Source organism: Parenemella sanctibonifatiensis (genome assembly GCF_002250565.1).
Classification (GTDB): Bacteria; Actinomycetota; Actinomycetes; order Propionibacteriales; family Propionibacteriaceae; genus Parenemella; species Parenemella sanctibonifatiensis.
On sequence record NZ_NMVJ01000001.1, the window covers coordinates 259,837 to 285,252 of the forward strand.

Sequence of the window (25,416 nt, forward strand, 5' to 3'; positions counted from 1 at the left end):
GTCTGGAAGGCTAGCGTGCCGCGCAGACCTCACCCAGATCGTCGGTGTTGCCACCCGCCCCTTCGGGCTGCGGATCGGCAGGCGGCGCATCCGCCGGCTCGTCCCGGGGAGCATCGGCTGCCGGCGCATCCGAGGCGGGCGGCTCGTCAGCCGGCGACTCATCAGCCGGCGCATCCGCGGTCTCCGGCGACTGCTCGGGCGCCTTCTCCCCGCCGTCCTTCTCCGCACGCTCGGCGTCCAACCGCTCCGACACCGCAATCTCGTCGGCAACCATCTGGTGCATCCGCGCGAAGTCAGGGTCGTGCGGGGTGATTGCCGGCGGGGTGAACATCACGCTGCGCAGCGGCAGCTTCTGGGCGCCGCCGGCCAGCTTCATCAGGTCATCGATCTGGTCCGGGGGCACGTTCGTGCGCACGATCTGCTTGCCGGCCGCGGCGAGGTCCTGGAACTTTGTCGCCACCGTCACCGGGTCGAGCTGGTTGAGCATCGCCGCCATCACGCACTTCTGCCGCTGCATCCGCGCATAGTCCGACGAATCGACCCGGGAGCGCGCGACCCACAATGCCTCGTAGCCATTCAGCAGCAGGTCCTCGCCGGGGCCGACGTAGGACTCGACCTTCTGGCCACCGCCACCGATCGGCACGGCCTGATTGATGTCCATCCGGATCCCACCGACCGCATCGACCAGGGCTTCGAAGCCGGCCATGTCGATCAGGGCGAAGTAGTTGATGTTCAGGCCGGTGGCGCCGGAGACCGCGTCGATGGTCGCTGCCAGCCCAGGATCGTCAGCGTCCGGGTAGAGGTCGTGGCGGTTCTCGGCGTACGTGTGGACCGCGTTGAGCATGCACTCGTTGTCGGGGCAGTCGAAGCCGGCGGGGAACTCCTGCCGCATCGGCGACCCCTCCGGGAAGGGAATCTTCTGCAGGTTGCGGGGCAGGCTGATCAGCACCGTACGCCCGGTCTCCTCGTCGACACTGGCGACGGTGATCGAGTCCGGTCGGATGCCCTCGCGGTGCACGGTGGCGTCGACGCCGAGCAACAGCACGTTGTAACGGCCCGCATGGGCTTCGGTCTCGCCGCCGCCGCCGAATACCTCACCGATCATCCCGGCGTGGGAGCTCAGGGTGCCGGCCGCGAAGACCGATCCGCCCATGATCGCGAAGGCGAGGCCGCCGGCCAGCAGCGCAAAACCCGGCCGGTGCTGGCGGGAAAGGTCCGGCGGGTTGGCGATCCGCCAGGCGTCCACGATCAGCAACGCCCAACCAATCGCGGCGATCACGACCACGACCGCCGTCAACTGCACCAGCCACGGCTGGGTCGCCCATTCGACCAGCACCGAGGGGGCACTGAATCCGATCAGGACCAGGATCGCAACCAGTGCCAGGAAACCTCCCCAGACCCGCATCCCCCACCGTCCGACGGTGCGGTTGCCGGCTGCGAGCTGGGCGGAGCCTGGGACCATCACGGTCATGGCGATGAGGACGAGGGCGCGACGAAGTTTGATGCGACCACTCGACAGCGCGACAGCGTTCTCGGGGGCGCTCGTCTCGGACGAGCTCGCACCTCGAGGGTGGTCACGGGTCGGGCGTGGCGTCGCAGCAGTCACCGGCGTACCTCGGTCGTTGGGGGAAGAACTGACCGGCTCCAGTATGGGCGGCTCACCAGCCGAGTCGACCGCAACACGCCGCTGGACCACTGGCTCGGCTGGCGCGGTGACGTAGCTTTGTCGCATGGGAGATCGGAAATCGGACCTCGACTGGCTGTATGGGCGGGAGCCTTCGGAGCCGCCCGCGGAGGCCACTCGGCAGATGTCTGCCGAGGAGATCGCGGCGTACGAACGGTCCACCCAGCAGGGCGGCCAGCAGTCCCCTCACCAGCAGTCCGCTCACAAGCAAGCGCCTCACCAACAGGCCCAGTACCAGCAGCCTCAGCCCGCACCCCAGCCGCAGTACCAGCAACCGCAGTATCCCCAGGGCCAGTACCAGCAACCGCAGCAGGCGCCCCAGCAGCCGGCCCCGACACGCACCCGCCGCACCAAGCGGCGCCGCCCGCTGCGTACGTTTCGCCGAGTTCTCACCACCGTCGTGGTGCTGTGGCTGGCGTACCTGGTCGCGGTGCCATTGTTGGCCTGGAATGACGTCGAGCGCGCCGACGTCGGCGAGATCGAGAACCGGCCCCCGGAACAGCCCGGCACCGCGGTGCTCTTCGTCGGTTCAGACTCCCGCGAAGGACTCAGCCCCGAGCAGCGGGAGCAGCTGCGCACCGGCGACATCGAGGGCAAACGCACCGACACCATGATGCTGATCTATCGGCCCCCGCAGGGAAAGTCGGTGATCCTGTCGCTTCCGCGCGACTCCTTCCTGCCGATCCCCGGCCACGGCGAGAACAAGCTCAATGCGGCGTACGCGTTTGGCGGCCCGCAGCTGCTCATCGAGACGGTCGAGCAGGCCACCGGCATCCGCATCGATGGATATGTCGAGATCGGCTTCGGCGGTTTCGTCAATCTCGTGGATGCCGTCGACGGCATCGAGGTCTGCCTCGACGAACCGATGCAGGAGGGCAACTGGCTCGACATCCCCGCCGGCTGCAACACCCTGGACGGGGTGCAGGCGCTGGGGTACGCCCGGATGCGCAAGTCTGATCCGACCGGCGACCTGGGCCGGATGAAGCGACAGCGGGAGGTGCTCTCCAAGGTCGCCGACAAGGCACTCAACCCGATGTCGGTGATCAACCCGGTGCGCTACTGGAACCTGGCCCACGCCGGCACCGCCAGCCTCGTGCTCAGCCAGGACACCAGCCTCCCCAACGCGGTCGGCATGGTGTTGGCGCTGATGCGACCCGACGAGGCGCACACCCTGATGGTCCCGATCAGCGACCCGAATGCCCGCACCAGTGCCGGCTCCTCGATGATCTGGGACGAGGACCAAGCGGCAGAACTGTTCGCCCAGATCGCCGAGGGCAACACCGAGGGGCTGGAGCGGTTCAGCTGACCTGATCTCAGGCAGGATGGGTCAGGTGAGAGGACAGAACGCGATGTCGAGCGAGCCGATGTCAAGCAAGCCGCTGCGGCGGGCCATGGCACTGCTGCTGGCCTTCGGTTGTCTGGTGCTGACCGGCTGCGTACGCGTCGAGGCCCGCGCCACCATCGACGGCGAGGGCAAGGTGCACGCGGTGGTGGACATCAACGTCGACACCACCGCAGTGCAGGCGTCGGGTGAGCAGGTCTGTGACTACTTCAGCGCCGCCTTTGGGCTGTCCGGCACGCCGTATTCGTTGACCGATCGGGCCGGCTGCCTGGCCGAGGGCGACGTCGGCCCCGGCTCGGCGATCACCGTACGCCACGTCGAGGACACCTTCGTCTTCGAATTCGCCCTCCCCGCCGGCGACCCGACCGGCGGCAACATCGGCGCCGCGGGCATCGAGTCCTTCACGGTCGCGGTCAGTTTCCCCGGCACGGTCAGGGAGGTCAGCGGCACTGGTGAGAAGTCCGGCAACACCGCCACCTGGACCGACCCAGCCGACCTCTTCAGCAGCGCCGGGCTCCGGGCCGTGGGCGCCGACGGCAGCGGATGGTCCAGCCTGGTCTGGATCGGCCTGATCGTGCTCGTGCTCGCCGCGGTCGGCGCCATCATCTATCTGGCTCTGCGCAAGCCCAAGGCGCCGCCGCCACCGCCGAACCCGTTCGACCAGGCCGGCGGACCCGGCCAGTTCGGAGGTGGGCAGCAGTTCGGTGGGCAGCAGTTCGGCGGGCAGCAGTTCGGAGGGCAACAGTTCGGTGGACAGTCGGGCAGCCCCTTCGGCGGGACCGGCCAACCGGACGGCTGGAATCCCCCGCCCCCGAGCGGCGGGTCGGGGTGGAACCCCGGGGGCCAGACCGGCGGTTGGGGCCAGTCCAGCTAGTCTGCGGACATGGTCAGCCCACTGCAGGACACGACCCCGTGGCAGGGCGCCCTGCCCCCTCGTGCCACCGCCACCAGCTCCGCTCCCCAGATCAGTCTGGACGGCCCGTGGGCCTTCCGCCTCCATCCCGCCCGCGACATCGACGCCGCGCCGGGAGCTCCGGGTCACGACACCATTCAGGTGCCCGGCCACTTCCAGCTCCAAGGCCTGGAGCCCGACAAGCGGCTCGACGAGGCCAAATGGGGGCTGCCGGCGTACACCAACGTCATCTATCCGCTGCCGGTCGACCCGCCGCGGGTGCCGCTGGGCGACATCCACGGCCAAGCCAATCCGGTCGGTGAATATCAGCGCACCGTCACCGTGCCAGACGATCCCGACACCGAGACCACCCGGTGGGTGTTGCGCTTCGAGGGCGCTGACTCCCACCTGACGGTGTGGTGGAACGGGCACCGGGTCGGGCATTCCACGGGCAGTCGACTGCCGGTCGAGTTCGACGTGACGCCGTGGCTGCGGCCCGGCGAGAACACGGTCGTGGCCCGGGTGGCGCAGTGGTCGGCGGCGACCTGGATCGAGGACCAGGACCAGTGGTGGCTGTCGGGACTGTTCCGTTCGGTAGCTCTGCTGCCGCGCCCCAGCGACGGTATCGACGACCATCGCGTGGTCGCCGACTACGACCCGGCCACCGGCACCGGACATCTCACGGTGACCGCCGAACGGGCCGGCGAACCGGTCGAATGCACCTACGCGCTGCCCGAGTTGGGGCTGCACGAGGCCGTCACCGGGCAGACCTACACCGTGCAGGTGACACCGTGGTCGGCCGAGCGCCCCACCCTCTATCAGGGCGTCCTGCGCGCTCCCGGTGAGGAGATCCGGCTCTCGGTGGGCTTTCGTCGGGTCGAGGTTTCCGGCCATCAGGTGCTTGCCAATGGCGAACCCGTGCTCTTCCTCGGCGTCAACCGCCACGAATGGCACCCGCGCACCGGGCGTACGCTCGACGCCGCCACCATGGAGGCCGACGTACGCCTGATGAAGCGGCTCAACGTCAACGCCGTGCGGACCTCTCACTATCCGCCGCACCCCTATTTCCTGGACCTGTGCGACCGCTACGGCCTGTGGGTCATCGACGAATGTGACCTGGAGACCCACGGTTTCGAGCTGGACGGCTGGCAGGGCAATCCCGGGACCGACCCGAAATGGGCTGACGCGCTGCTCAACCGGGTCCAGCGGATGGTGCACCGCGACAAGAACCACCCCAGCATCATCATGTGGTCGATGGGCAACGAGTCCGACACCGGCCCCAACATCGCCGCGATGGCGCAGTGGACCCGCGACAACGACCCAACCCGGCTGATCCACTACGAGGGCGACCAGGCCGCGGCCTACGTTGACGTCTTCAGCCAGATGTACACGGGCCTGCCGCAACTGGAGCGGATCGGCAAGGTCGAGGAGGGCCCCGAATCCCGGCAGGGTGAGCTGACCACCGAGCAGCATGAGGTACGCCGGACCCGTCCCTACCTGCTGTGTGAGTACGCCCATGCGATGGGCAATGGGCCCGGCGACCTGGCCCAGTACCGCGAGCTCTTCGACCGCTACGAACGTCTGATCGGCGGTTTCGTGTGGGAGTGGATCGACCACGGGATCCTGCGCCGCGCCCTCAGCGGCCCCAACAAGGGCCAGGAGTTCTATGCCTACGGCGGTGATTTCGGCGAGGAACTCCACGACGGCAACTTCGTCATCGACGGGCTCATCTTCCCCGACCGTACGCCCTCACCGGGCGCTCTGGAGATGGCTGCGGTCTACTCCCCGATCGCCATCAGCATCGACCCCGACCAGCGCGTCGCCACGGTCAGCAACCGCTACCGCGAGCTCGACACCACCCATCTGGACTTCCACTGGATCGCCGGCGACGAGACCGGTGCGCGGGCCGAGGGTCCGCTGAACCTGGAGGTCATCGCGGCGGGCGACCAGGCCCAGGTCGACCTGCCGGCGCTGCCCGACGCGAATCTGGGCGAACCCACGGGGGAACGGTGGTGGCGGGTCGAGGCCCGGCTGGTCACCGACCGGCCGTGGGCCGACCGCGGGCACGTCGTCGCCCGCGGCGAAGCCAGCATCTCGACGACGCCGAAGGCCACCGGGCCGGTGTCGACGCCTCGGCGTACCGGCGCAGGCTTCCAAGCTGGCGCAGCTGTCTTCGACGACCGGGGCCAACTGGTGCGGCTGGGCGAGCACGCCATCACCGCGCCAAGGGTCGAGCTGGCCCGCGCCCCGATCGACAATGACCGCCGCTCCCCCGTTGCCGACGACGCCTGGCACCGGCTGACTCCCGGGGCGCAGTGGCACGAACTCGGACTGGACCGGCTCCACGACGAGGTGCTCGAGGCCCAGCTGTCCGGCTCCCAGCTGCGGGTCGTCACCCGCACCGCCCCGGCCGGCCGTCAGCTGGGCGTCCGGACCAGCTGGCAGTGGACGGCGTACGGGTCCTCGGTCGAGCTGGACGTCGCGCTGGACTTCGAAGGTGACTGGCGGGGCATCGAACTGGGCCGGATCGGCCTGACGTTCGCGCTGCCCCGCTCATGGCAGCAGGTGACCTGGTTCGGTCTGGGGCCGGGCGAGTCCTATCCCGACTCCCGGACGGCGGTCTGGCTGGACCGTCACCAGCTCTCGGTGGCGCAGTGGCAGACGCCCTATGTACGCCCGCAGGAGAACGGTAATCGCAGCGGCGTGCGCTGGGCCGAGGTGGCGGATCATCAGCACCACGGCGTCCGGATCAGCTCCGACATCCCCTTCGATATCGCGCTGGCGCCGTGGTCGACGGCTGCCCTGGCTGCGGCCGAGCACACCATCGACTTGGTTGGCGAGGACCAGGTCTGGTTGCATCTGGACCTGGCTCAGCGCGGGCTCGGATCGGCCGCCTGCGGCCCTCGCTTGAGCGAGGAATTCGTGCTGCGGGCCGAGACGTTGACCGAGCAGCAGCGGCGGCGGCGGTTCCGCTTCGACCTGCTGGGGTGAGCGAAGGTCACGATTCGGCACGAGTTGGGCTCCACTGCGGCTCAGGTCTTTCGCCGGTAATCCTTTTCCTCTAAGCTGGAGCGAACTTACACCGGTGCGCCACGACGCCCGGTGCGCTCACCCCGTGAAAGGACCGACGCATGACTTACCCCTGGGGCCCCGCTCCCGCCACGGAGGCGGAGCTGGAGGAACTCCTGTCGACCCCCCGACCGGGGGTCGGCGAGGCACTGGCGGCGGTTGACGGCGACATCGTGATCCTCGGCGCCGGCGGCAAGGTCGGCCCCACCCTGGCGATGATGGCCGTCAACGCGCTGCGCGAGGTCGGCTCCAATGCCAAGGTGATCGGAGTGTCGCGCTGGAGCGACGCCGGCGCCCGGGAACGCATGGAATCGGCCGGCATCACCACCCATGCCGCTGACCTGTCCGACCCGGACTCCTACGCCGACCTGCCCGACGCCAAGGCGATGTTCTATCTGACCGGCCAGAAGTTCGGCACCACCGGGCAGGAACACCTCACCTGGTGGTCGAATGCCGCCATTCCGACGATGGCCGCCAACCGCTACCGCGGCGTGCCGAGCGTGGTCTACTCCACCGGCAACGTCTATCCGTTGGTCCCGATCAACCAGGGCGGTTCGATCGAGTCCGACCCCACCGGTCCCGTCGGCCAGTACGCCCAGTCCTGCTTGGCCCGTGAGCAGGTCTTCAGCCATGCCGCTCACCAGTTCGGTACGCCGGTGACGATCTTCCGGCTCAACTACGCCGTCGAGCTGCGCTACGGCGTGATCGCCGACATCGCGACCAAGATGGTCGCCGGTGAGGAGATCGACGTCACCATGCCGGCGGTCAACGTGGTGTGGCAGACCGACTCGAACATCTGGACGCTGCGCAGCCTCGAGCTGGCCAGCAACCCGCCCCACATCCTCAACGCGACCGGCCCGGAGACCATCGGCACCCGCCGGATCGCCGAGCTGTTGGGCGCCGAACTCGACATCGAGCCGACCATCGTCGGCGAGGAAGCCGACACCGCGCTACTCAACGACTCCAGCCACGCCCACGGCCTCTACGGCTATCCCGAGGTCACCGTCCGCCAGGCCATCGCCTGGGCCGCCGAGTGGATCAAGGGCGGCGGTCGCCAGCTCGGCAAGGCCACCAAGTTTCAGCAGCGTGAGGGGAAGTTCTGATGCAGCAGGCAGATCTGGTCGCGAAGCTTCGCGCCGGCGTCGTCATTCCCGCCCACCCGTTGGCGCTGTCGCAGGATCGTCAGATCGACTGGCGTTCCCAGCGCGCGCTGACCCGCTACTACCTCGACTCGGGGGCCAGCGGCTTGGCGGTAGGCGTCCACACCACCCAGTTCGAGCTGCATGACGACCACGGCATGCTCGCCGAGGTCTACCAATCGGCAGCCGCTGAGGCGACCGCCCATGCCGAGGCCAAGGGTGAGGACCGGCGGCTGCTGATCGCCGGCATCGCCGGCGACACCGAACAGGCCGTCACCGAGGCCCAGCTGGCCGCCGAGGCCGGCTACGACGCCATCTTGGTGGCGGGCCGCGGCACCGCCGGTTGGGACGAGGATCAGCTGATCGAGCGCACCCGCGCCATCGGTGAGGTGCTGCCCACGCTGGGCTTCTATCTGCAGGAGAGCGTCGGCGGTCGGTTGCTGTCGCGTGACTACTGGTCGCGGCTGTTCGAGGTGCCGACGGTGGTCGGCGCCAAGGCGGCCCCCTTCGATCGCTACCGCAGCCATGACCTGGTGACGGCGATGATCGAGTCGGACCGCTGGCAGGAGCTGGCATACCTGACCGGTAACGACGACACCATTGTCCATGACCTCATCACCCCGTTCCGGCGGGAGGTCAACGGCGAGGATCGGGTCCTCTACTGCCACGGCGGCCTGCTGGGCGAATGGGCCGTGGGTACGCGCGCCGCGGTGGGCCTGCTGGATCAGGTGCTGACCGCCCGCGACGAGGGTTCGGTCTCGTTGGCGCTGCTGAGCGCGGCACCGGAGGTCGTCGAGGTGAATGCGGCAGTCTTCGACACCGCCAACAACTTCGCCGGCTGCGTGGCGGGCATCAACGAGATGCTGCGCCAGCAGGGCGTCATCGACACCGCGGTCTGCCTCAGCGACAACGAGCGGCTGTCGCCTGGCCAGGACGAACTCATCGCCCAGGTGCTGCGGATCCATCCCGATTGGTGCGACCAGCAGTTCGTCGCCCAGAACCGCGACCACTGGCGGTCCTGAGTCCGAGACACAAGGAACCCCAACCCGATCGGGTTGGGGTTCCTTGTTGTTGGGGGCGGTCCGCGGCACGGGTGACGCCGAGCGTCGTCAGGGCACCTGCACCGGATCGCCCGTCCACGTCCATGTCATGTCGTGCTCCAGCACCTCGTAGACATCGTGGCGGTCGCGGGGCGATCCGCAGGCGTCGTCGACCGGCACTGCCCAGAAGATTGGTTCGCCCTCGGCCGGGTAGAGGTAGACGATCTCGCGATTGCCGGGCTGCGAGCCGCAGGCCAACACCGCGCCGTTCCGGGTGACGGTCGGCGGCGGCGTCGTCGGAATCTCCTCGATGAGTTCAACCAGCGGCTCCACCTCCGTGGTGAACCGCTCGATGAGTGGATTGTCTGGAACCGGGCGCGAGCACCAGGTCACGGCCTCGATCTCGAAGCCATCCGGGATCTCCTGCCGCGGCCCGCCTGTCTCGTTGTTGTACGCCGCGTCGTCGGTCGGGCAGAGCCCTTCGATCCGCGCCGGCGCAGCGGCAGCGCCTCCGCCACAACCGGTCACCAGTATGCAGGCAGCCGCAGCAACAGCCGCAAACCATCGCGCCATCATCAGGTCAGCCATAAATCAACTCGCCTCCGTAGAGCAACCGCTCGATCTGAACGAAGTACACCACGTTGTTGCACTCCTCCACCGCAGGGTCGACGTTTCCGCACGTGACCTCGTTTGAGCCGGCGCTGATGATTCCAACGGCGTGCACAAGATCCTGGTTGTGGAAATCGGGAACCAGAACAGGGCCGCCGCTGTCCCCTCCGCCCACTGCCACGTAGCTCTGATGATTGGCGCGGGCACGGACCCCAATCACGTCACCGACATCATCGACCCACCAAGAGACATTGGTGTCTTCAACGGTGATCAAGCAGTGCACCCCGACTCCAGTACAACGTAACCGTCTAGGAGTCAACATCGATCTCCACTCCCGCGTAGCCCTCGGACGGGACAGCTTCTTCGATACCTTCGCCAATGAGGGTAGCTGCATCCAGTAGTGGCTCCTGAAGCTGTTGCACTCGCATGGCTTCAAGCCACTCATCTTCCGGATCTTCGGCCCACGCCGCCTGTTGCCCTACTACCACAAGAAGGATTGCCCCCCAAGTGCCGCACACTTGGTCGAGGCCAAGGTCACGGTCTCGCTTCTGGCGGGCGATGAAGCCGCCGGGCAGCCGGAGGTCCAGTCAATCGTAGACTTCACCCCTGAGTCGACCTGAGATCCTGACCGGCGTCAAGGTCGGGACCGCTGGCGTTCCTGACGCCGACACCCAAGAACCCCCAACCCGGTCGGGTTGAGGGTTCTTGTTGTTCTGGCCGGCCCTCAGCTCACTTGGTGAGCTGGTCGTACGCCTGCTGCAGGTGCTCGGCGATGTAGTCGGCGTCCTCGGTGGTGTAGTTCTCGTTCAGCTGCATCACCATCAGGCCCGAATCCAGCATGCCCTGAGCGACCGGGACGTTGACCGCGGCATCGGAGTAGTCGACATCGGTGATCGGCCAGCCGGACTCGCCGAAGGTCTTGTGCTCGGCGAAGGCCGGGGTCTGGTGGATCAGCCGTTGCAGGTAGCCACCGCCGATCGGCAGGCCGGCCTGGCCGGTGATCGCGGTGAACTCCTTGTGCCCGAAACCGAGCTTGGCGCTGTCGATGATCATCGGGAACAGCCAGAACGAGTGCCGGTCCGGCTCGGCCACCAGCTGGATGCCGGGCATGTCCACGGCGTCGATGATGCGCTTGGCGATGCTACGCCGGTCGCCCACGATCGAGGGCAGCTTGGGCAGCTGGGCCCGGGCCACCGCGGCCGTCAGGTCGGTCATCCGGTAGTTCAGGCCGAGTCGCAGGTGGGTGCGCTCGCCCGTGTCACGCGGCCAGCCCTTGTCGGAGAAGAGACGCATCCGACGGGCGATGTCATCGTCGTTGGTGACGGTGAAGCCACCGTCACCCGCGGTGATGTGCTTGGACTGCTGCAGGCTGAAGCAGCCGATGTCCCCGAAGGAACCGACGTAGCCGTCCTCCCCCTTGGGCTGGGCGAGGTAGGCCTGGGCACAGTCCTCGATGACGGCGATGCCGCGCTGCTGGGCCCACTGGCGTACGCCGATGACGTCGGCTGCACCACCGAAGAGGTGCACCAGCATGATGGCGCGGGTCCGCTCGGTCGCCACCGCCTCAATGGTCTCCACCGTCATGCAGCCGGTGGTCGGGTCCAGGTCGGCGAAGACCGGGACGCCGCCGTTGGCGAGCACCCCCAGGACGGTGCCGAAGTCGGTGATCGGCGGGCAGATGAACTCATCGCCGGGCTCGGGCTGGATGCCGGCGACCGCCAGGTGCAGCGCCGAGGACCCCGAGGTCGAGGCTACGGCGTGCTTGACGCCCAGCAGGGAGGCGAACTCCTCCTCCAGCGCGGGGGTCTCGACACCACCGACACGGCTCAGGTGACCGGTGCGGATCACCCGCTCGACGGCGGCGAGTTCCTCCTCGCCGATGCGACGACCGGAAGCATTTTCGGTGGTGGGGAACGTGCGGGTCATGTCACTCCAATGACGGGTATCCTGCGGCACCGCTGCCAGGAATGCCGCGGTGCAATCGTTTTCTAAGGCTAGGCCCCGCGCCGTCGAACTTTCAACCCTGACTCAGCTCAATCTAACGCTCAACCCTGGGTGAGTTCGCGCCGCTGCGCCTGCTGTCGCTCGGCGAACTTGCGCAGCAGCCGTCGATCCCGGCGGTTCGGATGCCGCACCTGCACGGTGCTGCTGGTGACCCCGCGCAGGATCAGCGCCGCCGGGATCCGCGCCTCCATCTCCTCAAAGGTCAGCCGCTCGTCAACGACGGCCTCACGCAGCAGTGTCGCCGCGTGATCCCGCTGGGCCGCCGACACCCGAAGCGAGGCGTCGGGCAACTCCGTCGGATCAGGCATGCGGTACGCCAGCGGTCAGGACCGCGCCGGCCCGGTGGACTCCCGCACGATCAACTCCACCGGCAACTCGATGTCGACGTTGGAGATGTCGCCGGTGCGGGCGCTGAGCTTGACGGCCTCGGCACCCATCTCCTCCAGCGGCAACCGCACCGAGGTCATCGGCGGGTTCAGGTCACGGCTGGGCCAGATGTCGTTGCAGCCGATCACCGACATCTCCTGCGGCACCGTGATCCCCTGCTCACGCAGGTACGCCATCGCCCCCATCGCCATCTGGTCGGCGGTGCCGGCGATCGCGGTGATGTCGTCATGCTCGGCGAGCAGCTGCTGGGCGCCGGCGTACCCACCGTCACGGGTCGGGTCGACCGGCAGGGCGACCGCCTCGGGCAGCACCCCCATGATCCCGGAGACGCGGTCCTTGGTGGAGCTGATGTGGGGGTCACCAGTGAGGATGCCGATCTTGCGGTGCCCCAGGTCCGCCAGGTGCTTGCCCATCAACCGACCAGCCTCGGCATTGTCAGCCAGCACCCGGCCCGCCTGAACGTCGAGCTCGTGCCGACCGATCAGAATGGTGGCGCGACCGTCCCGGCCGAAGGAGCGGATCCGCTGCTCCATCTTGGCCTGGTAGTCCTCGTCGTCATAGCCTGATCCAGCCAGGATGACCACGCCGCAGCGCTGGCCCTGCAGGGTACGGAAGGCGTCCAGCTCGAGTTGCGGGTCGCGGCGGGTGTTGGAGATCGTCACCATCGCGCGACGCTCGGTCGCAGCCTGGTGGATGCCGGCGATGATGCCGGAGAAGAACGGGTCACCGGTGTCGCCCACCAGGACGCCGATCGTGTTGGGGTTGCCGTGCAGCAGGCCCTGCGCCTGCGCATTGGGCACGTAGTCGAGTTCCTCGGCGGCTTCGATGACGCGCTGCCGGAGATCGTCACGGACGGGGTACGTACTGCCGGACAGCACCCGCGAGGCGGTCGCCAGCGACACACCCGCCTTGTGCGCCACGGCTTTGAGGTTCACTACAGCCACCTTGGCACCATAGCGTAAGAAACGATTACTCTCGGGAAAATCAGGCGGACGTCTCGTCCCCCAGCAGTCCCCGCGTCACCAGGACGCCACCGGCGACCGCTGCCGGGAAGACGATGATCGACAGTCCGGGGATGGCCATCAAGGCGAACGTCGGCAGCCCGAAGCCAAAGACGTACATGCGGCGGGACCGCATCGCAGCACTGCGATCAACCAGGTCCATCAGTCCACGGGACTGGAACGGCGTACCCACCACTTCCTTGGTGATCGCCCAGCTGCCCCAGGCAAAGGAGATCGCAATGCCAGCGACCTGCCCCACCACCGGGATCAGTCCGATCGCGAACACGCCGACCGCCACCAACGCACTCTGCGCCAGGGTCACGATCAGCTGGCCGATGGTCCGCACCACGGTGTACGCCAAGGTCTGCGGCGCCGGGTCAGTGAGGCCGAGCTGTCTGTCGACCTCCGCGGCGATCAGGTCATAGATCGGCGCGCCGACCGCCAGCGTCACGGCGACGAAGGTGATGATCGCCAGGAAGGCCGCCGCGATCGTCACCATGATCTGCAGCGCCAGCCGTGCCAACTCGACCACGGCCGGATCCCAGCTGGCCATGAAACCGGTCAGGCTCTCCACCCAGGACGCGGCGTTCATTGCCAGCCAGACGATCGCGGCGATCTCCACGATCGACACGATCAACGGCGGCAACAGCCCAAGGCCGAGCAGTTTCTTGCGCCGAACGATCCAGCCGAAGCCCCGCCCCAGCGTCGCGACCCCGCTGAGGAAGCCGGCCACCCCGTAGGGGGCGGTGGGCTCCGGCGGCGCGGGCGGCGCCATCGGCTCGGCCGGATCGGGCTGATCAGTCATCACTGACCCCTGCGGGCCCCCCGATCCGTAGCTCGGCGGGCAGGTTGGCGTTCTTGGCGTCGGCCACGCGTTCCAGTTCGGCTTGGAAGTCCACCATCGCCTGCCGCAGCTGCGGGTCGCATGCGGCCAGGATGCGGACCGCCAGCAGTCCGGCATTGCGGGCGTTGCCGATCGCCACGGTCGCCACCGGCACCCCGGCGGGCATCTGCACGATCGACAGCAGCGAGTCCAGGCCGTCGAGTTTGGCGAGGGCGACCGGCACGCCGATGACCGGCAGTGGGGTCACCGAGGCGAGCATGCCGGGCAGGTGGGCCGCGCCGCCGGCACCGGCGATCAGCACCTCCAGGCCGCGTTCGTGGGCCTGGCGGCCGTAGTCGATCATCCGCTGCGGCATCCGGTGCGCCGAGACGACGCCGACCTCGTGGGCCACGCCGAACTCGGCGAGCGCGGTCGATGCCGCCTCCATGGTGGGCCAGTCCGAATCCGACCCCATCACGATTCCGACCCGTGCCATGCTCAGTCCCCCGTCGCTTCCTGGTCTGTTTCTTCGGTCTCTTCGATGCCCATCAGGTAGTTGGCGGCGTGCCGGGCGCGCCGGCGTACCTCCTCCAGATCATGCCCGTACGCAGTGACGTGGCCGACCTTGCGGCCCGGCTTCACCTGCTTGCCGTAGAGCTGCACCTTGAGGCGGCGGTCCCGCGCAAAACAGTGCAGCAGGGCTGAGGGCAGGTCCTCGACCGTGCCACCCAGCACGTTGTGCATCACGGTGACCGGCGCACGTACCCCCGGATCACCCAACGGCAGGTCCAGCACGGCTCGCAGATGGTTCTCGAACTGGGAAGTGACGGCCCCGTCGATGCTCCAGTGGCCGGTGTTGTGCGGGCGCATCGCGAGCTCGTTGACGACCACTGTGCCGTCGGCACGTTCCATCAGTTCCACCGCCAGCAGGCCGGTGACGCCGAGTTCCTCGGCGATCCGCAGCGCCAGTCCTTGCGCGTGGATTGCCTGCTCCTCCGACATCCCGGGCGCCGGGGTCGTGGTCTCGACGCAGACCCCGTCGCGCTGCACTGTCTCACTGACCGGATAAGCCACCAGTTGCCCCGAGGGGCTGCGGACCACCAGCGCGGACAGCTCGCGTACGAACGGCACGAACTCCTCGGCAACCACCTGTACGCCAGGTGCCAGCCCCTCGAAAGGCGCGGCCACGTCGGCTGCGGAGTCGAGCTTCCAGACCCCCTTGCCGTCGTACCCGCCCCGCGAGGTCTTGGCGATGATCGGCCACCCCAGTTCGTCACCGAAGGCCGTCAATTCGGCCGGGTCGGCAACGACCCGCCAGGTCGGGCACGGAATCCCCATCGCGGTGAGACGCTCCCGCATCACCGCCTTGTCCTGGGCGTGGACCAGGGCGGCCGGGCCCGGGCGTACGGCAACCCCGTCAGCCTCCAGGCGTTGCAGGATCGCGGTCGGGACGTGTTCGTGGTCAAAGGTGATGACATCGCAGCCGCGGGCGAACTCGGCGACAGTCTCCTCGTCGGTGTGATCACCGAGGACCACCTCGTGCACCACCCGGGCGGCGGAACTGTCAGGCGCCTCGGACAGCAGGCGTACATCGACACCCAAACCGATGGCGGCGGCATCCATCATCCTGGCGAGCTGGCCACCCCCGATGATGCCGATCACCCAACGAGGTCCGTCTGCTGTCTCCACCCGGCCCAGCCTAGTGGAGCTCGCGGCGGGTCGTGGATCAGTCGATCGTGAAGATCCAGACCCGCTGGACGATGAAGTTCACCACGGTGGCGACGCCCTGACCGACCACAAAGCCGACGGTGCGGGCGACCAACTCCAGGGTGGCTGGGTCCTCGATGGTGCCGCCGCCGTTGGTGTTGACCCACCAGTGCAGCAGCGTGGACAGCCCCACCTGGAGGGCGAAGGTGAGGGCGTACAGGATGACGACCGCGATGAATCGCTTGCGGGAGGGTTCGGCACGGAACGTCCAGCGACGGTTGATCAGGTACGCCGTCGTGGTGCCGGCAATGAAGGACAGCGCCTTGGCCGCCCAGAAGGGCAGCCCGGCGTACATGAGGAGGTTCAGCAGACTGAAGTCGACGATCGCGGACAAGACGCCGGTGAGGAAGAACCGCCAGATCTGGGTCCACAGCGTGCTGCCACCCGGATCCCCCTCGGTGCCCGGGGATCCCAGCGGGACCTCCGCCGGTGCGGGGATGCCCGGCGATGCGGGCGCGTTCTGGTCACTTCCTGCCACGGGGCTCAACCCTACTCGTCCAGGACGTGGGTCGGGCGGTGTTGGGCGGCCGCGCGGGCATCAACTCACACTCGTTGCCCCACACCCGACCTTGACACCGCCGTTTCGTGCATCGAGTGTGGATTGGCGCACGCGGACCTGCGCCTCAGGGCTGCTCGAGGCCGAGCTCGGTGTGGACCATGGCGAGCTGACGGCGCGAGGCGGCCTCAGCGCTGGCGGCGTCGGCACCCGCGATCGCTTCGGCGACCAGCAGGTGGTGGCGTACGGCGACCGGGTCGGTGCGGGTGGTGCGGTCCTGGTCAGCGCGGCCCTGCAGCACCTCGGCGACCATGCCCCGCATCGCATAGAGCATCTCGTTGCCGGAAGCTTCCAGCAGCAGCGAATGGAAGTCGATGTCGGCGGCCAGATACTCATCGGCCCAGCCCAGACCCGACGCGTCCAGCTCGACCATCTGGGTGGCGAGCGTGACCAGCCTCTGCCGCTGCGCCGGCGTGGCGGCGGTCACGGCGAGCCGGGCTGCCATCGGTTCGATCGCGGCGCGGACATCAGTGAGCGAGGCCAACTGGCTGCGCCGGTCCCGGGTCGACAGCCGCCACGCCACCACCAGCGGGCTCAGCACCTGCCAACTGGAGCGGGGCTGGATCGAGATGCCGGCGCGGCGCCGGCTCTCCACCAGTCCCAGGGCCTGCAGGGCCATGACGACATCACGGGCCAGGGTGCGGGAGATGGAGTGCCGGTCCTCCAGGTCGGACAGCGTCAGCCGGGTGCCGGGCGGTACGGACTCGCTGACGATCGACAGACCCACTTCACGCAGGACGTCGTCGAATCGGGATCTCGCCACCCCCACACTCCTTTCTGATCCGAACCGGATGCTCCGGGCAAGTCTGCCGCACCGGCGTGCGGGCCGCTCGGAGCCCGCCCTGCCGGGAGACGTACGCCGGGGGATGCGGCAAACAAGACCGGGGCCAGCCGGGCGTAACTACAGCAGGCTGTAGTTATGCAGGCCAACTGGCCCATTTCGCCTGCGTAGCTACGAGAAGCTGTAGTTATGCGGGTCGGTCCGTCGGGCACCAAGCTCCGGCGTACGCCCGCCGCGACAGAACCACAGCAAGCTGTAGTTGTGCAGGTCGGCCGGCGCCTCAAAGGTGGGGATTGGGGGCGGTGTCGGGTGTGGCGGGCGTACCGGATCGGTATCCGCCGGAGGACCAGGCCCACGTCCCGGCAAACTGACCGAACCTCTTGTCAATCATACGATCTTGTGTTTATCGTACTATCAATGCCGCTCAAGCGGCGCCCTGCAGTGCCGCAAACCAAGGAGAAGTCTGTGACAGACACGATCCAGTCCGCTGAGGTCCTCGTCGCGAGCCCGAGCCGCAACTACGTCACGCTGCGCATCACCACAGCCGACGGCATCGTCGGTCTGGGTGACGCGACCGTGAACGGCCGGGAGCTCGCCGTCGCCAGCTATCTGCGCGACCACATCGCCCCGCTGCTGATCGGCAGCGACCCCAGCCGCATCGAGGACACCTGGCAGTACCTCTACCGCGGTGCCTACTGGCGTCGCGGCCCCGTCACCATGGCCGCCATCGGCGCCATCGACATGGCCCTGTGGGACATCCAGGGCAAGCGCGCCGGACTGCCGGTGCACCAGCTGCTCGGCGGCCGGGTCCGCGACAAGATCCCCGCCTACCAGCACGCCTTCGGCTGGGACGTGCCCGCCTTGATGGACGCCATCGACGCCCAGCTCGACCAGGGCGCCACCCACATTCGCGTGCAGTCCGGCATCCCCGGCGTGGACAAGGTGTACGGGGTCTCCAAGAACCCGTCCTATGAGCCTGCCGGCCGTGGCGCCCGCCCCAGCGAGGAGGTCTTCAACTCCGCGGCGTACCTGCACCATGCCCCGCAGATTCTTGCCGCGGCGCGGGAGAAGGTCGGCCCACTGGTCCACCTGCTCCACGACGTCCACCACCGCCTCACCCCGACCGAGGCCGCTCGGCTGGCCCGCGAGGTCGAGCCGCTGCACCTCTTCTGGCTCGAAGACATCACCCCCGCCGAGGATCCCGAGGCGCTGCGCGTCGTTCGGGACGCCAGCATCACTCCGTTGGCGATCGGTGAGGTCTTCAACACCATCTGGGACTGCCAGCGCCTGATCGAGGACCGCCTCATCGACTACATCCGGGTCGCGGTCAACCACGCCGGCGGCATCAGCCACGTTCGCAAGATCTACTCACTCGCCGAGTTGCACGGCGTCAAGGCGGGCCCGCACGGCCCCTCCGACATCTCCCCTGTCGCGATGGCCGCCTCGATCCAGCTCGCCACGGCCACCCACAACTGGGGTGTCCAGGAATACATGGGCTATCCCGAGATCGTGCACGAGGCCTTCCCACACGACTGGCGCTTCGAACAGGGCCACCTGTACGCCGGTGACGCACCGGGCCTGGGAGTGGACCTGGACGAGTCGGTCCTCAATGCCCATCCCTACGAAACCGCGTACCTGCCAACCGCCCGTGATGTCACCGGCGCCGTCCTGGACTGGTGAAGGAGAGCCCGTGACCACTCCCCTGCGCGTACTCGTCAGCGACCCCAACCTCGTCGAGCACCAGAGTCGGCTCGAAGAGTTGGTGGCCGACGTCGCCAACTGCCACTGGGTCGCCGATCCCACCAACAAGGACGGCCTGAACGCCCTCGCCCAGGCCGACGTCTTCGTGGGCACCACCTTCACCCCGGCGATGACCGAGCATGCTTCCCGGCTGCAGGCCGTGCTGGTGCCCGGCGCCGGCCACGACGGCATCGACAAGTCGGCGCTGCCCGCTGGCGTACCGGTCGCCAACACTTTCCATCACGAAGCCTCGATCGCTGAGTACGTCGTGGCCTGCGCGGTGATGCTGCGCCGGTCGCTGTGGCAGCAGGCCCATGCCCTCACCGACGGTGTCTGGGCCTCCTCGGTGCACGACCCGAGCCTGAGCCAGCCGGCCACCCTGGGCGCCAGCACCATCGGCATCATCGGCTACGGCCACATCGGCCAGGCCGTATGGCGGTTGCTGCAGCCCTGCTGGCGTGGGGGTGGCGCACCATCTTCTGGTCCAGCATTCTGGTCACCATCCTGGCCATGATCGTGCGATCCCACCTGCACGAAAGCCCGGTCTTCACAGAACTCAAGAAGGCCGTCGACGTCGAGGACCGGGCCCCGCTCGCGGAGGTCTGGCAGACCGGTCGCGGCACCGTGCTGCGGGTGATGGGCGGCTTCGTGGGCGCCTCCACCCAGTCCTACATGTATCAGGTGTTCATGGCCTCCTATCTGGTCAATGTGTTGATGATGGAGGACGACTTCGTCCCGCCGGTGCTGCTGGCCGGTTCGCTGGCCGCAGCGGTCTCGGCCTTCGTGTCGGGGTGGGTTGCCGACAAGATCGGTCGCCGCCCATGGCTGCTGGTGCTGGCAGCGATCCTGACGGTGACGCCCTTCCTGGTCTTCCCGATGATCAACACCACCAGCAAGGTGCTGATCGCGGCGGTGATCATCTTCGGCTACATCTTCGCCGCCCAGGGCATCACCGCCCCTCAGATGAGTTATTTCTCCGAACAGTTCGGCAGCCGTTACCGGTACGCGGGCGTCACCCTGGGCCGCGAGTTCGGTTCGGTGCTGGGTGGCGGCTTCGCACCGCTGATTGGTTCGGGACTTCTGGCGCTGTTCTCCAATTCCTGGGTGCCGGTGGCGATCTACATGGGCCTGATGATGGCGATCTCGTTCGTGGCAACCTGGCTGTCGCCCGAGACCCGCAACCGCGACCTGACCGTCGAGACCAATGCGGTGCCCGGTGAGGCGCTGGTGGAACGCAACGGCAGCTGGCACCGCGACAGCTGATCCGTAGCCGCGCAAGCAACCCCGCAGGCAGGCCGCCGGTGGGCTGGTTGACTGGAGACATGAACGTCTCCACTGACCAGTCGGCCGGCGGCCTTGCTGATCTTCAGGTGCCGGGCTGGCAGATCGAGCACCTGCCCTCGGTCGGCTCCACCAACATCGAGGCGCTCGCCCGGGTCGCCGCCGGCGTCGCGCCCGGCCTGGTGTTGGTGACCGATGACCAGACCGCCGGCCGGGCCCGATTCACCCGCAGCTGGCGTACGCCGCCGGGGTCAGCCGTGGCGATGTCGGCCGTGGTGGCCCCCCACGGCATCGCCGCAGACCAGTGGGGTTGGCTGCCGCTGTTGACCGGGGTCGCGGTCGACACCGCACTGAACCAGCTGGGCGTCCCGACCGCCCTGAAGTGGCCCAACGATGTCCTGGCCGCCGAGCAGGCACCGGCCCCGGGAAAGCTCTGCGGCATCCTCGTCTCCCGTGCCACCGGGCCGACCGGGACGGACCTGGCCGTCATCGGGATCGGCATCAACACCGCCATGACCCGCGATCAGCTCCCGGTGCCGACTGCCTCCTCGCTGGCGCTCAACGGGGTGGGCAAAGGCGGCGTCGTCTCCGCCGCCGAGGTGGTGACACGGGTGCTGACCGCGCTTGCCGCGGAGCTGGCGGCCTGGGCCGCCGGAGCTGATCCGGCAGCGCGTTATCGGGCCCGGTCAGCGACCATCGGGGCGCGGGTCCGGATCACCCTGGATGCCGAGGATTCCGGCGCAACCGGGGCTCGCAGAGCCGCTGCCGGCGTGGTCGGCACTGCCGTCGACGTCGACCGGACCGGTTCGCTGGTCGTCGAGACCGAGGCCGGTCGGCAGAGTTTTGCAGCCGGCGACGTCACCCATCTGCGGTTGGCCGGGACCGATTCCCCCGATTCCCCTTAGGCTGCCGGACATGAGCATCCGACTCGTGTTGGCCTCCCAGTCCCCCGCCCGGCTGGCAACACTGCGGCGCGCCGGCCTGACGCCTGACGTGATCGTCTCCGGGGTCCCCGAGGACGACGTCACCGGCACCCCCGCGGGGATCGCCGAGCAGTTGGCCCGCCGCAAGGCCCTCGCGGTGGCCACGCAACCGCAGGCTGCCGACGCGCTCGTGCTGGGCTGCGATTCGGTGCTGGAGCTGGACGGGGTCGCGTACGGCAAGCCGTGGCAGCCCGACGTCGCCACCGAACGTTGGCGACTGATGCGAGGCCGCAGCGGGATCCTGCACACCGGTCACTGTTTGGTACGCGGGGAGCAGCGCGCCGAGCGAGTGGGCTCGACCACGGTGCACTTCGCCGACGTCAGCGACGCGGAGATCGAGGCGTACGTCGGCACCGGTGAACCGTTGGCGGTGGCCGGGGCGTTCACCCTGGATGGCTACGGCGCCGGCTTCGTGACCGGCATCGAGGGCGACCCGCACAATGTCATCGGGGTGTCGGTGCCGTTGTTGCGGTTGTTGTGTCAGGACCTGGGCCTCGACTGGCCGTCGTTGTGGCAGCCCAGCACCGGCGCCAACGGCTAGGCTGATGCCAACATGAGCGAGCAGACACCTCCCCAGTCGACTGTCCCCGCCGAGTCGGCCGATCAGGCGCCGGCCGAGCGCAGGAAGTCCCGGCTGCCGGCGCCGATCCGTGCCATGCGGCCCAAGCAGTGGATCAAGAACATCCTCGTTGTTGCCGCGCCGATGGCCTCGGGGCAGCTCTTCGACGGCGAGGTCGCGCTCAACACGCTGGGCGCCTTCGTGGCCTTCTCCCTCATCAGCGCCACGGTCTATCTCATCAACGACGCCCGTGACGTTGAGGAGGACCGGCTCCATCCCAAGAAGCGGTTCCGTCCCATCGCCGCCGGCGAGCTGAGCATCCCGGCTGCGTTGGTGCTGGCCGGGGTGTGTGCGCTGGTCGGTTTCGGGCTCGGATTCTTCATCTCGATCGGTCTGGGTGTCACCCTGGCGGTCTATCTTGTGGCCCAGGTCCTCTATTCGGTCCTGCTCAAGAACCAGCCGGTGATCGACCTGGCGATGGTGGCGTCGGGCTTCCTGCTGCGTGCCGTCGCCGGTGGCGTGGCCTCGGACATCGAGCTGAGCCAGTGGTTCCTGTTGGTCGCCTCCTTCGGCTCGCTGTTCATGGTGGGCGGCAAGCGCTACTCCGAGATGATCGCGCTCGGCGCCCAGGCCGGCACCCGCAAGTCGCTGCAGCGTTACTCCGACACCTATCTGCGCTTCGTGTGGCAGCTCTCGGCTGCGGCGGTGGTGATGTCGTTCAGCTTGTGGGCCTTCGAAATGGGCAACCAGGGCATCGGTGGATTGCCGTGGGCGGCGTTCTCGATCGCCCCCTTCGTGCTGGCGATCCTGCGCTATGCGATGGACATCGATTCCGGCAAGGCCGGCGAACCCGAGGACGTCGTCATGGGCGACCGGGTGCTGCAGGCCTTCGGCCTGATCTTCGTCGTGCTGGCCGCGCTGGCCGTGCTGTCCTGAGCTCGTCAGCACCAGCCGCGGCAGCTCAGCCGAGCAGCACCCGACGCAGGTCCCCGATCTCGTCGACGACGGCATGGGCTGATTCGGCACGGAGCTCGCCCGGTACGCCCGCGCCCCAGGTCACCCCGACGCCCACCATGCCGGCAGCCTGTGCGGCCCGCAGGTCCACCAGCGCATCGCCGACATAGACACAGTCCCCGGGCTCGGATCCGAGCCGTTCGGCCGCCAGCAGCAACGGCTCGGCGGCCGGCTTGTGCTGGGTGGAGTCCTCGAGCCCGACCAGCAGCGGCAGCCGCTCGTCCAGCCCCACCAAATCCTTCAGCCGCTGGGCGCTGCCGCGACGGCGCGACGTCGCGATGCCGACCTTGGCGCCGGCTTCGATGAGGTCGGACACCAACTGGTGCATGCCGGCGTATGGCAGCAGGTGCTGCTCGGCGTTGTCGTGTTGCCAGGTCGAGTAGATCTCGGTGAGTTCGGCGACCCGGTCCGGGCCGGCGAGTTCGGTGAACATGTCGGGCAGGGTGCGCCCGATCCAGGATCGGATGGTGGCCTCATCAGCCGGGGGCAGACCGACCGTGTCGAACGTGTGTCGGTAGGAGGCCAGGATCAGCGGCACCGTGTTGGCCAGGGTGCCGTCGAAGTCGAACAGGATGGTCGGGCGCAGCAGCTCGGTCACGCCCGGCAGCCTAGCCGCGAGTCACGCCCACTCCTGACCGTTGTCACTGCGGCGTCAGGCGTACCTCGAACATCGCCGGCCACAACTTGCCGGTCACCAGCAGCACCTCTCGGTCCAGGTCGTAGGCGATCCCGTTCAACACCGCGTTGCGCGGGTCGCTGAGGCCCTGTCGGTCGGCCTGGCTCAGCAGCCCGCTGGCGTCGATGGTGGTGACCACCTGGCCGGTGGCCGGGTCGATGATGAGGATCTCGTCGGTCTGCCAGACGTTGGCCAGCACCAAGCCGTCGAGGCATTCGAGCTCGTTGAGGTTGAGGATCGGGCTGCCGTCCCGGGTGACGGCCACCTCGCCGATCACCTCGAAGCTGCTCGGGTCGCGGAAGGTCAACGTGTCGCTGCCGTCGCTCATCACCAGCCGGTCCGGTTCGTCGCACAGGCCCCAGCCCTCGCCGTCATAGCTGACCTGACCGGTCTCGGCGAGGGTCTCCCTATCGAAGGTGTACGCCACTCCGGCCCGCCAGGTCAGCATCCAGATCTGATCGCCGACCACGGTCAGTCCCTCACCGAAGTGGTCCTCCGGCAGCGGTGTGCTGGTGATGGTGGCGCCGGTCTCGGGGTCGATCCGGGTGATCGCCGAGGACCCGTACTCGCCGCGGGACTCGTACAGCTGGCCGTCGTGGAACTCCAGGCCCTGGGTGAACGCCGTCGGGTCGTGCGGCAGTCTGCGCTCCACCTCGAGCGTCATCCGGGGTGACAGCTCCCCCAGCGCAGCACTGGTGACCGCCGGTCGGTTCGGATCAGCCGGGACCGGTGGTGCGCTCTGGCAGCCTCCGGGGACGAGGACGGCAACGAGGGCGAGCCAGGCGGCTGATCGGCGCATGCGGCGAGCGTAGTACCGACCCACCCTGTACCGACCGACCCGGTTCACAGGACGATGAGGCCGATGACGGCGGCGCCGATGACAACCGCCCACGACGGTGCCTGCCACTTCGCCAGGGCCAGCCAGCAGGCGACGGCCACCGCCAGCGACGCAGGTCCGGTGACGCCGGCGGTGAAGACCGGGTCATACAGCGCGGCGGCGAGAATGCCGACCACCACCGCGTTGACGCCGGCCACGACTCGCTGCACGCGTACACCGGTGCGCAGCTGCTCCCAGAAGGGCAGTACGCCGATCACCAGCAGTGCCGCGGGCAGGAAGATCGCCAGCAGCGCGATGGTCGCGCCGACGACGCCGGTTGGGCCGCTGGTCATGCTGGCGCCCAGGAAGGCGGCCAAGGTGAACAGGGGCCCGGGGACAGCCTGAGCCGCGCCGTAGCCGGCCAGGAAGGTGTCGTGGTCGACCAGGCCGGTCGGCACCAGTTCAGTCTCCAACAGTGGCAGCACCACATGGCCGCCGCCGAAGACCAGCGAGCCGGAACGGTAGAAGATGTCGACCAGCCGCAGCGTCGCGTCGCCGCTCGCGGCGACCGCCACGGGCAGGCCGACGAGCAACACCACGAAGAGCACCAGCGCACCGATGCCCAGCCCCCGCGACAGGCGGACGGGGCTGCGCGCATCCTGCGGGGCCGGCGTGGCCTCGGGGCGGATCAGCGCCAGTCCGGCCAGGCCACCCAACACCATCACCGCAACCTGGGCGGCCGGGTGGGAGACCAGCAACAGCACGATCATCGCCGCCACCGCGATGGTGGCGCGGCGGGCATCGGGGGTGAGGTTCTTCGCCATCCCCATCACGGCGTGGGCGACGACGGCCACCGCGGCAGCCTTGAGGCCGTGCAGCCAGCCCGCCTGGGACAGGTCTCCGATCGCACCGAGGCCGAGCGCAAACAGCGTCAGCACGATCGCCGACGGCAGCGTGAAGGCGAGCCAGGCCACCCCCAGCCCGGGCAGCCCGGCCCGGCGCAACCCGACAGCCATCCCGACCTGACTGGAGGCGGGGCCTGGCAGGAACTGGCACAGGGCGACAAGGTCGGCGTACGCCCGGTCGGTCAACCAGTGCCGCTTCTCGACGAAGGCTTCCCGGAAGTAACCCAGATGGGCGGTGGGCCCACCGAAGGAGGTCAGTCCCAGCCTGCCGAAAGCCGCCGCCAGTGCGCCGATCCCGCCGGACTCCGGGGCCGTGCCCGGCTGCTGTGTCATGACCCCAAGTCAAC

The 25,416-nt window shown here is 68.4% G+C and carries 25 protein-coding genes; 11 read left to right on the plus strand and 14 right to left on the minus strand.

The features are described from left to right. Window positions 1-10 precede the first annotated feature (10 nt). On the minus strand, window positions 11-1,606 hold the full coding sequence (locus CGZ91_RS01295; protein ID WP_179229163.1) for an LCP family protein: 1,596 nt from the start codon (window positions 1,604-1,606) through the stop codon (window positions 11-13). Window positions 1,607-1,730: 124 nt separating this feature from the next. Here CGZ91_RS01295 and CGZ91_RS01300 point away from each other — a divergent pair, with 124 nt between their 5' ends. The 5 genes from CGZ91_RS01300 (at window position 1,731) to CGZ91_RS01320 (ending at window position 9,148) form a co-directional block, all read left to right on the plus strand. Further along, on the plus strand, window positions 1,731-2,990 hold the full coding sequence (locus CGZ91_RS01300; RefSeq protein ID WP_144008448.1) for an LCP family protein: 1,260 nt from the start codon (window positions 1,731-1,733) through the stop codon (window positions 2,988-2,990). A 58-nt stretch (window positions 2,991-3,048) separates the two neighbouring features. Continuing rightward, window positions 3,049-3,900, plus strand: coding sequence for a hypothetical protein (locus CGZ91_RS01305; protein WP_179229164.1), 852 nt, complete (start codon window positions 3,049-3,051; stop codon window positions 3,898-3,900). Between the two features lie 9 nt (window positions 3,901-3,909). Next, window positions 3,910-6,909, plus strand: a complete 3,000-nt coding sequence (locus CGZ91_RS01310; protein ID WP_094452169.1) for a glycoside hydrolase family 2 TIM barrel-domain containing protein — start codon at window positions 3,910-3,912, stop codon at window positions 6,907-6,909. A 140-nt stretch (window positions 6,910-7,049) separates the two neighbouring features. After that, window positions 7,050-8,090, plus strand: coding sequence for an NAD-dependent epimerase/dehydratase family protein (locus CGZ91_RS01315; RefSeq protein WP_094452170.1), 1,041 nt, complete (start codon window positions 7,050-7,052; stop codon window positions 8,088-8,090). After that, window positions 8,090-9,148 (plus strand): dihydrodipicolinate synthase family protein, encoded by a 1,059-nt coding sequence (locus tag CGZ91_RS01320; protein ID WP_094452171.1) that lies wholly within the window; start codon window positions 8,090-8,092, stop codon window positions 9,146-9,148. Before CGZ91_RS01315 ends, CGZ91_RS01320 begins: the two co-directional genes overlap by 1 nt. An 87-nt stretch (window positions 9,149-9,235) precedes the next feature. Here CGZ91_RS01320 and CGZ91_RS01325 read toward each other — a convergent pair whose 3' ends face one another. The 10 genes from CGZ91_RS01325 to CGZ91_RS01375 form a co-directional block, all read right to left on the minus strand. Further along, window positions 9,236-9,754 carry a hypothetical protein gene (locus tag CGZ91_RS01325; RefSeq protein WP_094452172.1) on the minus strand — a complete coding sequence of 173 codons (519 nt, stop codon included), beginning with the start codon at window positions 9,752-9,754 and terminating at the stop codon, window positions 9,236-9,238. After that, window positions 9,747-10,049 (minus strand): hypothetical protein, encoded by a 303-nt coding sequence (locus CGZ91_RS01330; protein ID WP_144008450.1) that lies wholly within the window; start codon window positions 10,047-10,049, stop codon window positions 9,747-9,749. Before CGZ91_RS01330 ends, CGZ91_RS01325 begins: the two co-directional genes overlap by 8 nt. 455 nt (window positions 10,050-10,504) lie before the next feature. Then, window positions 10,505-11,701, minus strand: a complete 1,197-nt coding sequence (locus tag CGZ91_RS01340; RefSeq protein WP_094452175.1) for a DegT/DnrJ/EryC1/StrS family aminotransferase — start codon at window positions 11,699-11,701, stop codon at window positions 10,505-10,507. 119 nt (window positions 11,702-11,820) lie between these two features. Further along, window positions 11,821-12,087 carry a DUF1707 domain-containing protein gene (locus CGZ91_RS01345; RefSeq protein ID WP_094452176.1) on the minus strand — a complete coding sequence of 89 codons (267 nt, stop codon included), beginning with the start codon at window positions 12,085-12,087 and terminating at the stop codon, window positions 11,821-11,823. Window positions 12,088-12,102: 15 nt separating this feature from the next. After that, window positions 12,103-13,110: a LacI family DNA-binding transcriptional regulator gene (locus CGZ91_RS01350; RefSeq protein WP_094450545.1), complete on the minus strand. Its 1,008-nt coding sequence runs from the start codon at window positions 13,108-13,110 to the stop codon at window positions 12,103-12,105. Between the two features lie 40 nt (window positions 13,111-13,150). Next, entirely contained in the window at window positions 13,151-13,972 is an 822-nt protein-coding gene (locus tag CGZ91_RS01355; protein ID WP_094452177.1) for an EI24 domain-containing protein, read from the minus strand. Then, window positions 13,965-14,486, minus strand: coding sequence for a 5-(carboxyamino)imidazole ribonucleotide mutase (gene purE, locus CGZ91_RS01360; protein WP_094452178.1), 522 nt, complete (start codon window positions 14,484-14,486; stop codon window positions 13,965-13,967). The genes CGZ91_RS01355 and purE overlap by 8 nt, the downstream gene beginning before the upstream one ends. Before the next feature lie 2 nt (window positions 14,487-14,488). Continuing rightward, complete coding sequence (locus CGZ91_RS01365) at window positions 14,489-15,679, minus strand: 5-(carboxyamino)imidazole ribonucleotide synthase (protein WP_267490220.1); 1,191 nt, start codon at window positions 15,677-15,679, stop codon at window positions 14,489-14,491. 37 nt (window positions 15,680-15,716) lie between these two features. Continuing rightward, on the minus strand, window positions 15,717-16,235 hold the full coding sequence (locus CGZ91_RS01370; protein WP_324252644.1) for a GtrA family protein: 519 nt from the start codon (window positions 16,233-16,235) through the stop codon (window positions 15,717-15,719). Window positions 16,236-16,380: 145 nt separating this feature from the next. Beyond that, window positions 16,381-17,076, minus strand: a complete 696-nt coding sequence (locus tag CGZ91_RS01375; protein WP_094452179.1) for a FadR/GntR family transcriptional regulator — start codon at window positions 17,074-17,076, stop codon at window positions 16,381-16,383. A gap of 483 nt (window positions 17,077-17,559) precedes the next feature. Between CGZ91_RS01375 and manD the strand changes: the two genes are divergently transcribed. From manD to CGZ91_RS01405, 6 genes are read left to right on the plus strand one after another with little or no spacing between them, the layout of a single operon-like run. After that, entirely contained in the window at window positions 17,560-18,774 is a 1,215-nt protein-coding gene (gene manD, locus CGZ91_RS01380) for a D-mannonate dehydratase ManD (protein ID WP_229116350.1), read from the plus strand. A 10-nt stretch (window positions 18,775-18,784) separates the two neighbouring features. After that, a complete protein-coding gene (locus CGZ91_RS01385; RefSeq protein ID WP_094452181.1) occupies window positions 18,785-19,348 on the plus strand; it encodes a Rossmann-fold NAD(P)-binding domain-containing protein in 564 nt (187 codons plus the stop codon). Continuing rightward, on the plus strand, window positions 19,267-20,097 hold the full coding sequence (locus CGZ91_RS01390) for an MFS transporter (RefSeq protein ID WP_094452182.1): 831 nt from the start codon (window positions 19,267-19,269) through the stop codon (window positions 20,095-20,097). Before CGZ91_RS01385 ends, CGZ91_RS01390 begins: the two co-directional genes overlap by 82 nt. Window positions 20,098-20,156: 59 nt before the next feature. Next, window positions 20,157-21,020 (plus strand): biotin--[acetyl-CoA-carboxylase] ligase, encoded by an 864-nt coding sequence (locus CGZ91_RS01395; RefSeq protein WP_094452183.1) that lies wholly within the window; start codon window positions 20,157-20,159, stop codon window positions 21,018-21,020. A 10-nt stretch (window positions 21,021-21,030) separates the two neighbouring features. Then, window positions 21,031-21,639 carry a Maf family protein gene (locus CGZ91_RS01400; protein ID WP_094452184.1) on the plus strand — a complete coding sequence of 203 codons (609 nt, stop codon included), beginning with the start codon at window positions 21,031-21,033 and terminating at the stop codon, window positions 21,637-21,639. Window positions 21,640-21,651: 12 nt separating this feature from the next. Continuing rightward, on the plus strand, window positions 21,652-22,593 hold the full coding sequence (locus CGZ91_RS01405; protein ID WP_094452185.1) for a decaprenyl-phosphate phosphoribosyltransferase: 942 nt from the start codon (window positions 21,652-21,654) through the stop codon (window positions 22,591-22,593). Window positions 22,594-22,618: 25 nt separating this feature from the next. Here CGZ91_RS01405 and CGZ91_RS01410 read toward each other — a convergent pair whose 3' ends face one another. The 3 genes from CGZ91_RS01410 to chrA are packed head-to-tail and all read right to left on the minus strand — an operon-like array spanning window position 22,619 to window position 25,402. Beyond that, entirely contained in the window at window positions 22,619-23,269 is a 651-nt protein-coding gene (locus tag CGZ91_RS01410) for an HAD family hydrolase (protein WP_179229165.1), read from the minus strand. A 43-nt stretch (window positions 23,270-23,312) separates the two neighbouring features. Beyond that, complete coding sequence (locus CGZ91_RS01415; RefSeq protein ID WP_094452187.1) at window positions 23,313-24,146, minus strand: glutaminyl-peptide cyclotransferase; 834 nt, start codon at window positions 24,144-24,146, stop codon at window positions 23,313-23,315. A gap of 44 nt (window positions 24,147-24,190) precedes the next feature. Continuing rightward, window positions 24,191-25,402 (minus strand): chromate efflux transporter, encoded by a 1,212-nt coding sequence (gene chrA / locus CGZ91_RS01420; RefSeq protein WP_094452188.1) that lies wholly within the window; start codon window positions 25,400-25,402, stop codon window positions 24,191-24,193. Window positions 25,403-25,416: the final 14 nt, after the last annotated feature.

Excerpts from the sequence above, each read along its gene's own strand:
- CGZ91_RS01300 (WP_144008448.1), top strand. The coding sequence starts at position 1,731 with ATGGGAGATCGGAAATCGGACCTCGACTGGCTGTATGGGCGGGAGCCT.
- CGZ91_RS01305 (WP_179229164.1), top strand. The coding sequence starts at position 3,049 with ATGTCAAGCAAGCCGCTGCGGCGGGCCATGGCACTGCTGCTGGCCTTC.
- CGZ91_RS01310 (WP_094452169.1), top strand. The coding sequence starts at position 3,910 with ATGGTCAGCCCACTGCAGGACACGACCCCGTGGCAGGGCGCCCTGCCC.
- CGZ91_RS01315 (WP_094452170.1), top strand. The coding sequence starts at position 7,050 with ATGACTTACCCCTGGGGCCCCGCTCCCGCCACGGAGGCGGAGCTGGAG.
- CGZ91_RS01320 (WP_094452171.1), top strand. The coding sequence starts at position 8,090 with ATGCAGCAGGCAGATCTGGTCGCGAAGCTTCGCGCCGGCGTCGTCATT.
- CGZ91_RS01325 (WP_094452172.1), bottom strand. The coding sequence starts at position 9,754 with ATGGCTGACCTGATGATGGCGCGATGGTTTGCGGCTGTTGCTGCGGCT.
- CGZ91_RS01340 (WP_094452175.1), bottom strand. The coding sequence starts at position 11,701 with ATGACCCGCACGTTCCCCACCACCGAAAATGCTTCCGGTCGTCGCATC.
- CGZ91_RS01345 (WP_094452176.1), bottom strand. The coding sequence starts at position 12,087 with ATGCCTGATCCGACGGAGTTGCCCGACGCCTCGCTTCGGGTGTCGGCG.
- CGZ91_RS01355 (WP_094452177.1), bottom strand. The coding sequence starts at position 13,972 with ATGACTGATCAGCCCGATCCGGCCGAGCCGATGGCGCCGCCCGCGCCG.
- purE (WP_094452178.1), bottom strand. The coding sequence starts at position 14,486 with ATGGCACGGGTCGGAATCGTGATGGGGTCGGATTCGGACTGGCCCACC.
- CGZ91_RS01390 (WP_094452182.1), top strand. The coding sequence starts at position 19,267 with ATGGCGGTTGCTGCAGCCCTGCTGGCGTGGGGGTGGCGCACCATCTTC.
- CGZ91_RS01395 (WP_094452183.1), top strand. The coding sequence starts at position 20,157 with ATGAACGTCTCCACTGACCAGTCGGCCGGCGGCCTTGCTGATCTTCAG.
- CGZ91_RS01400 (WP_094452184.1), top strand. The coding sequence starts at position 21,031 with ATGAGCATCCGACTCGTGTTGGCCTCCCAGTCCCCCGCCCGGCTGGCA.
- CGZ91_RS01405 (WP_094452185.1), top strand. The coding sequence starts at position 21,652 with ATGAGCGAGCAGACACCTCCCCAGTCGACTGTCCCCGCCGAGTCGGCC.
- CGZ91_RS01415 (WP_094452187.1), bottom strand. The coding sequence starts at position 24,146 with ATGCGCCGATCAGCCGCCTGGCTCGCCCTCGTTGCCGTCCTCGTCCCC.
- chrA (WP_094452188.1), bottom strand. The coding sequence starts at position 25,402 with ATGACACAGCAGCCGGGCACGGCCCCGGAGTCCGGCGGGATCGGCGCA.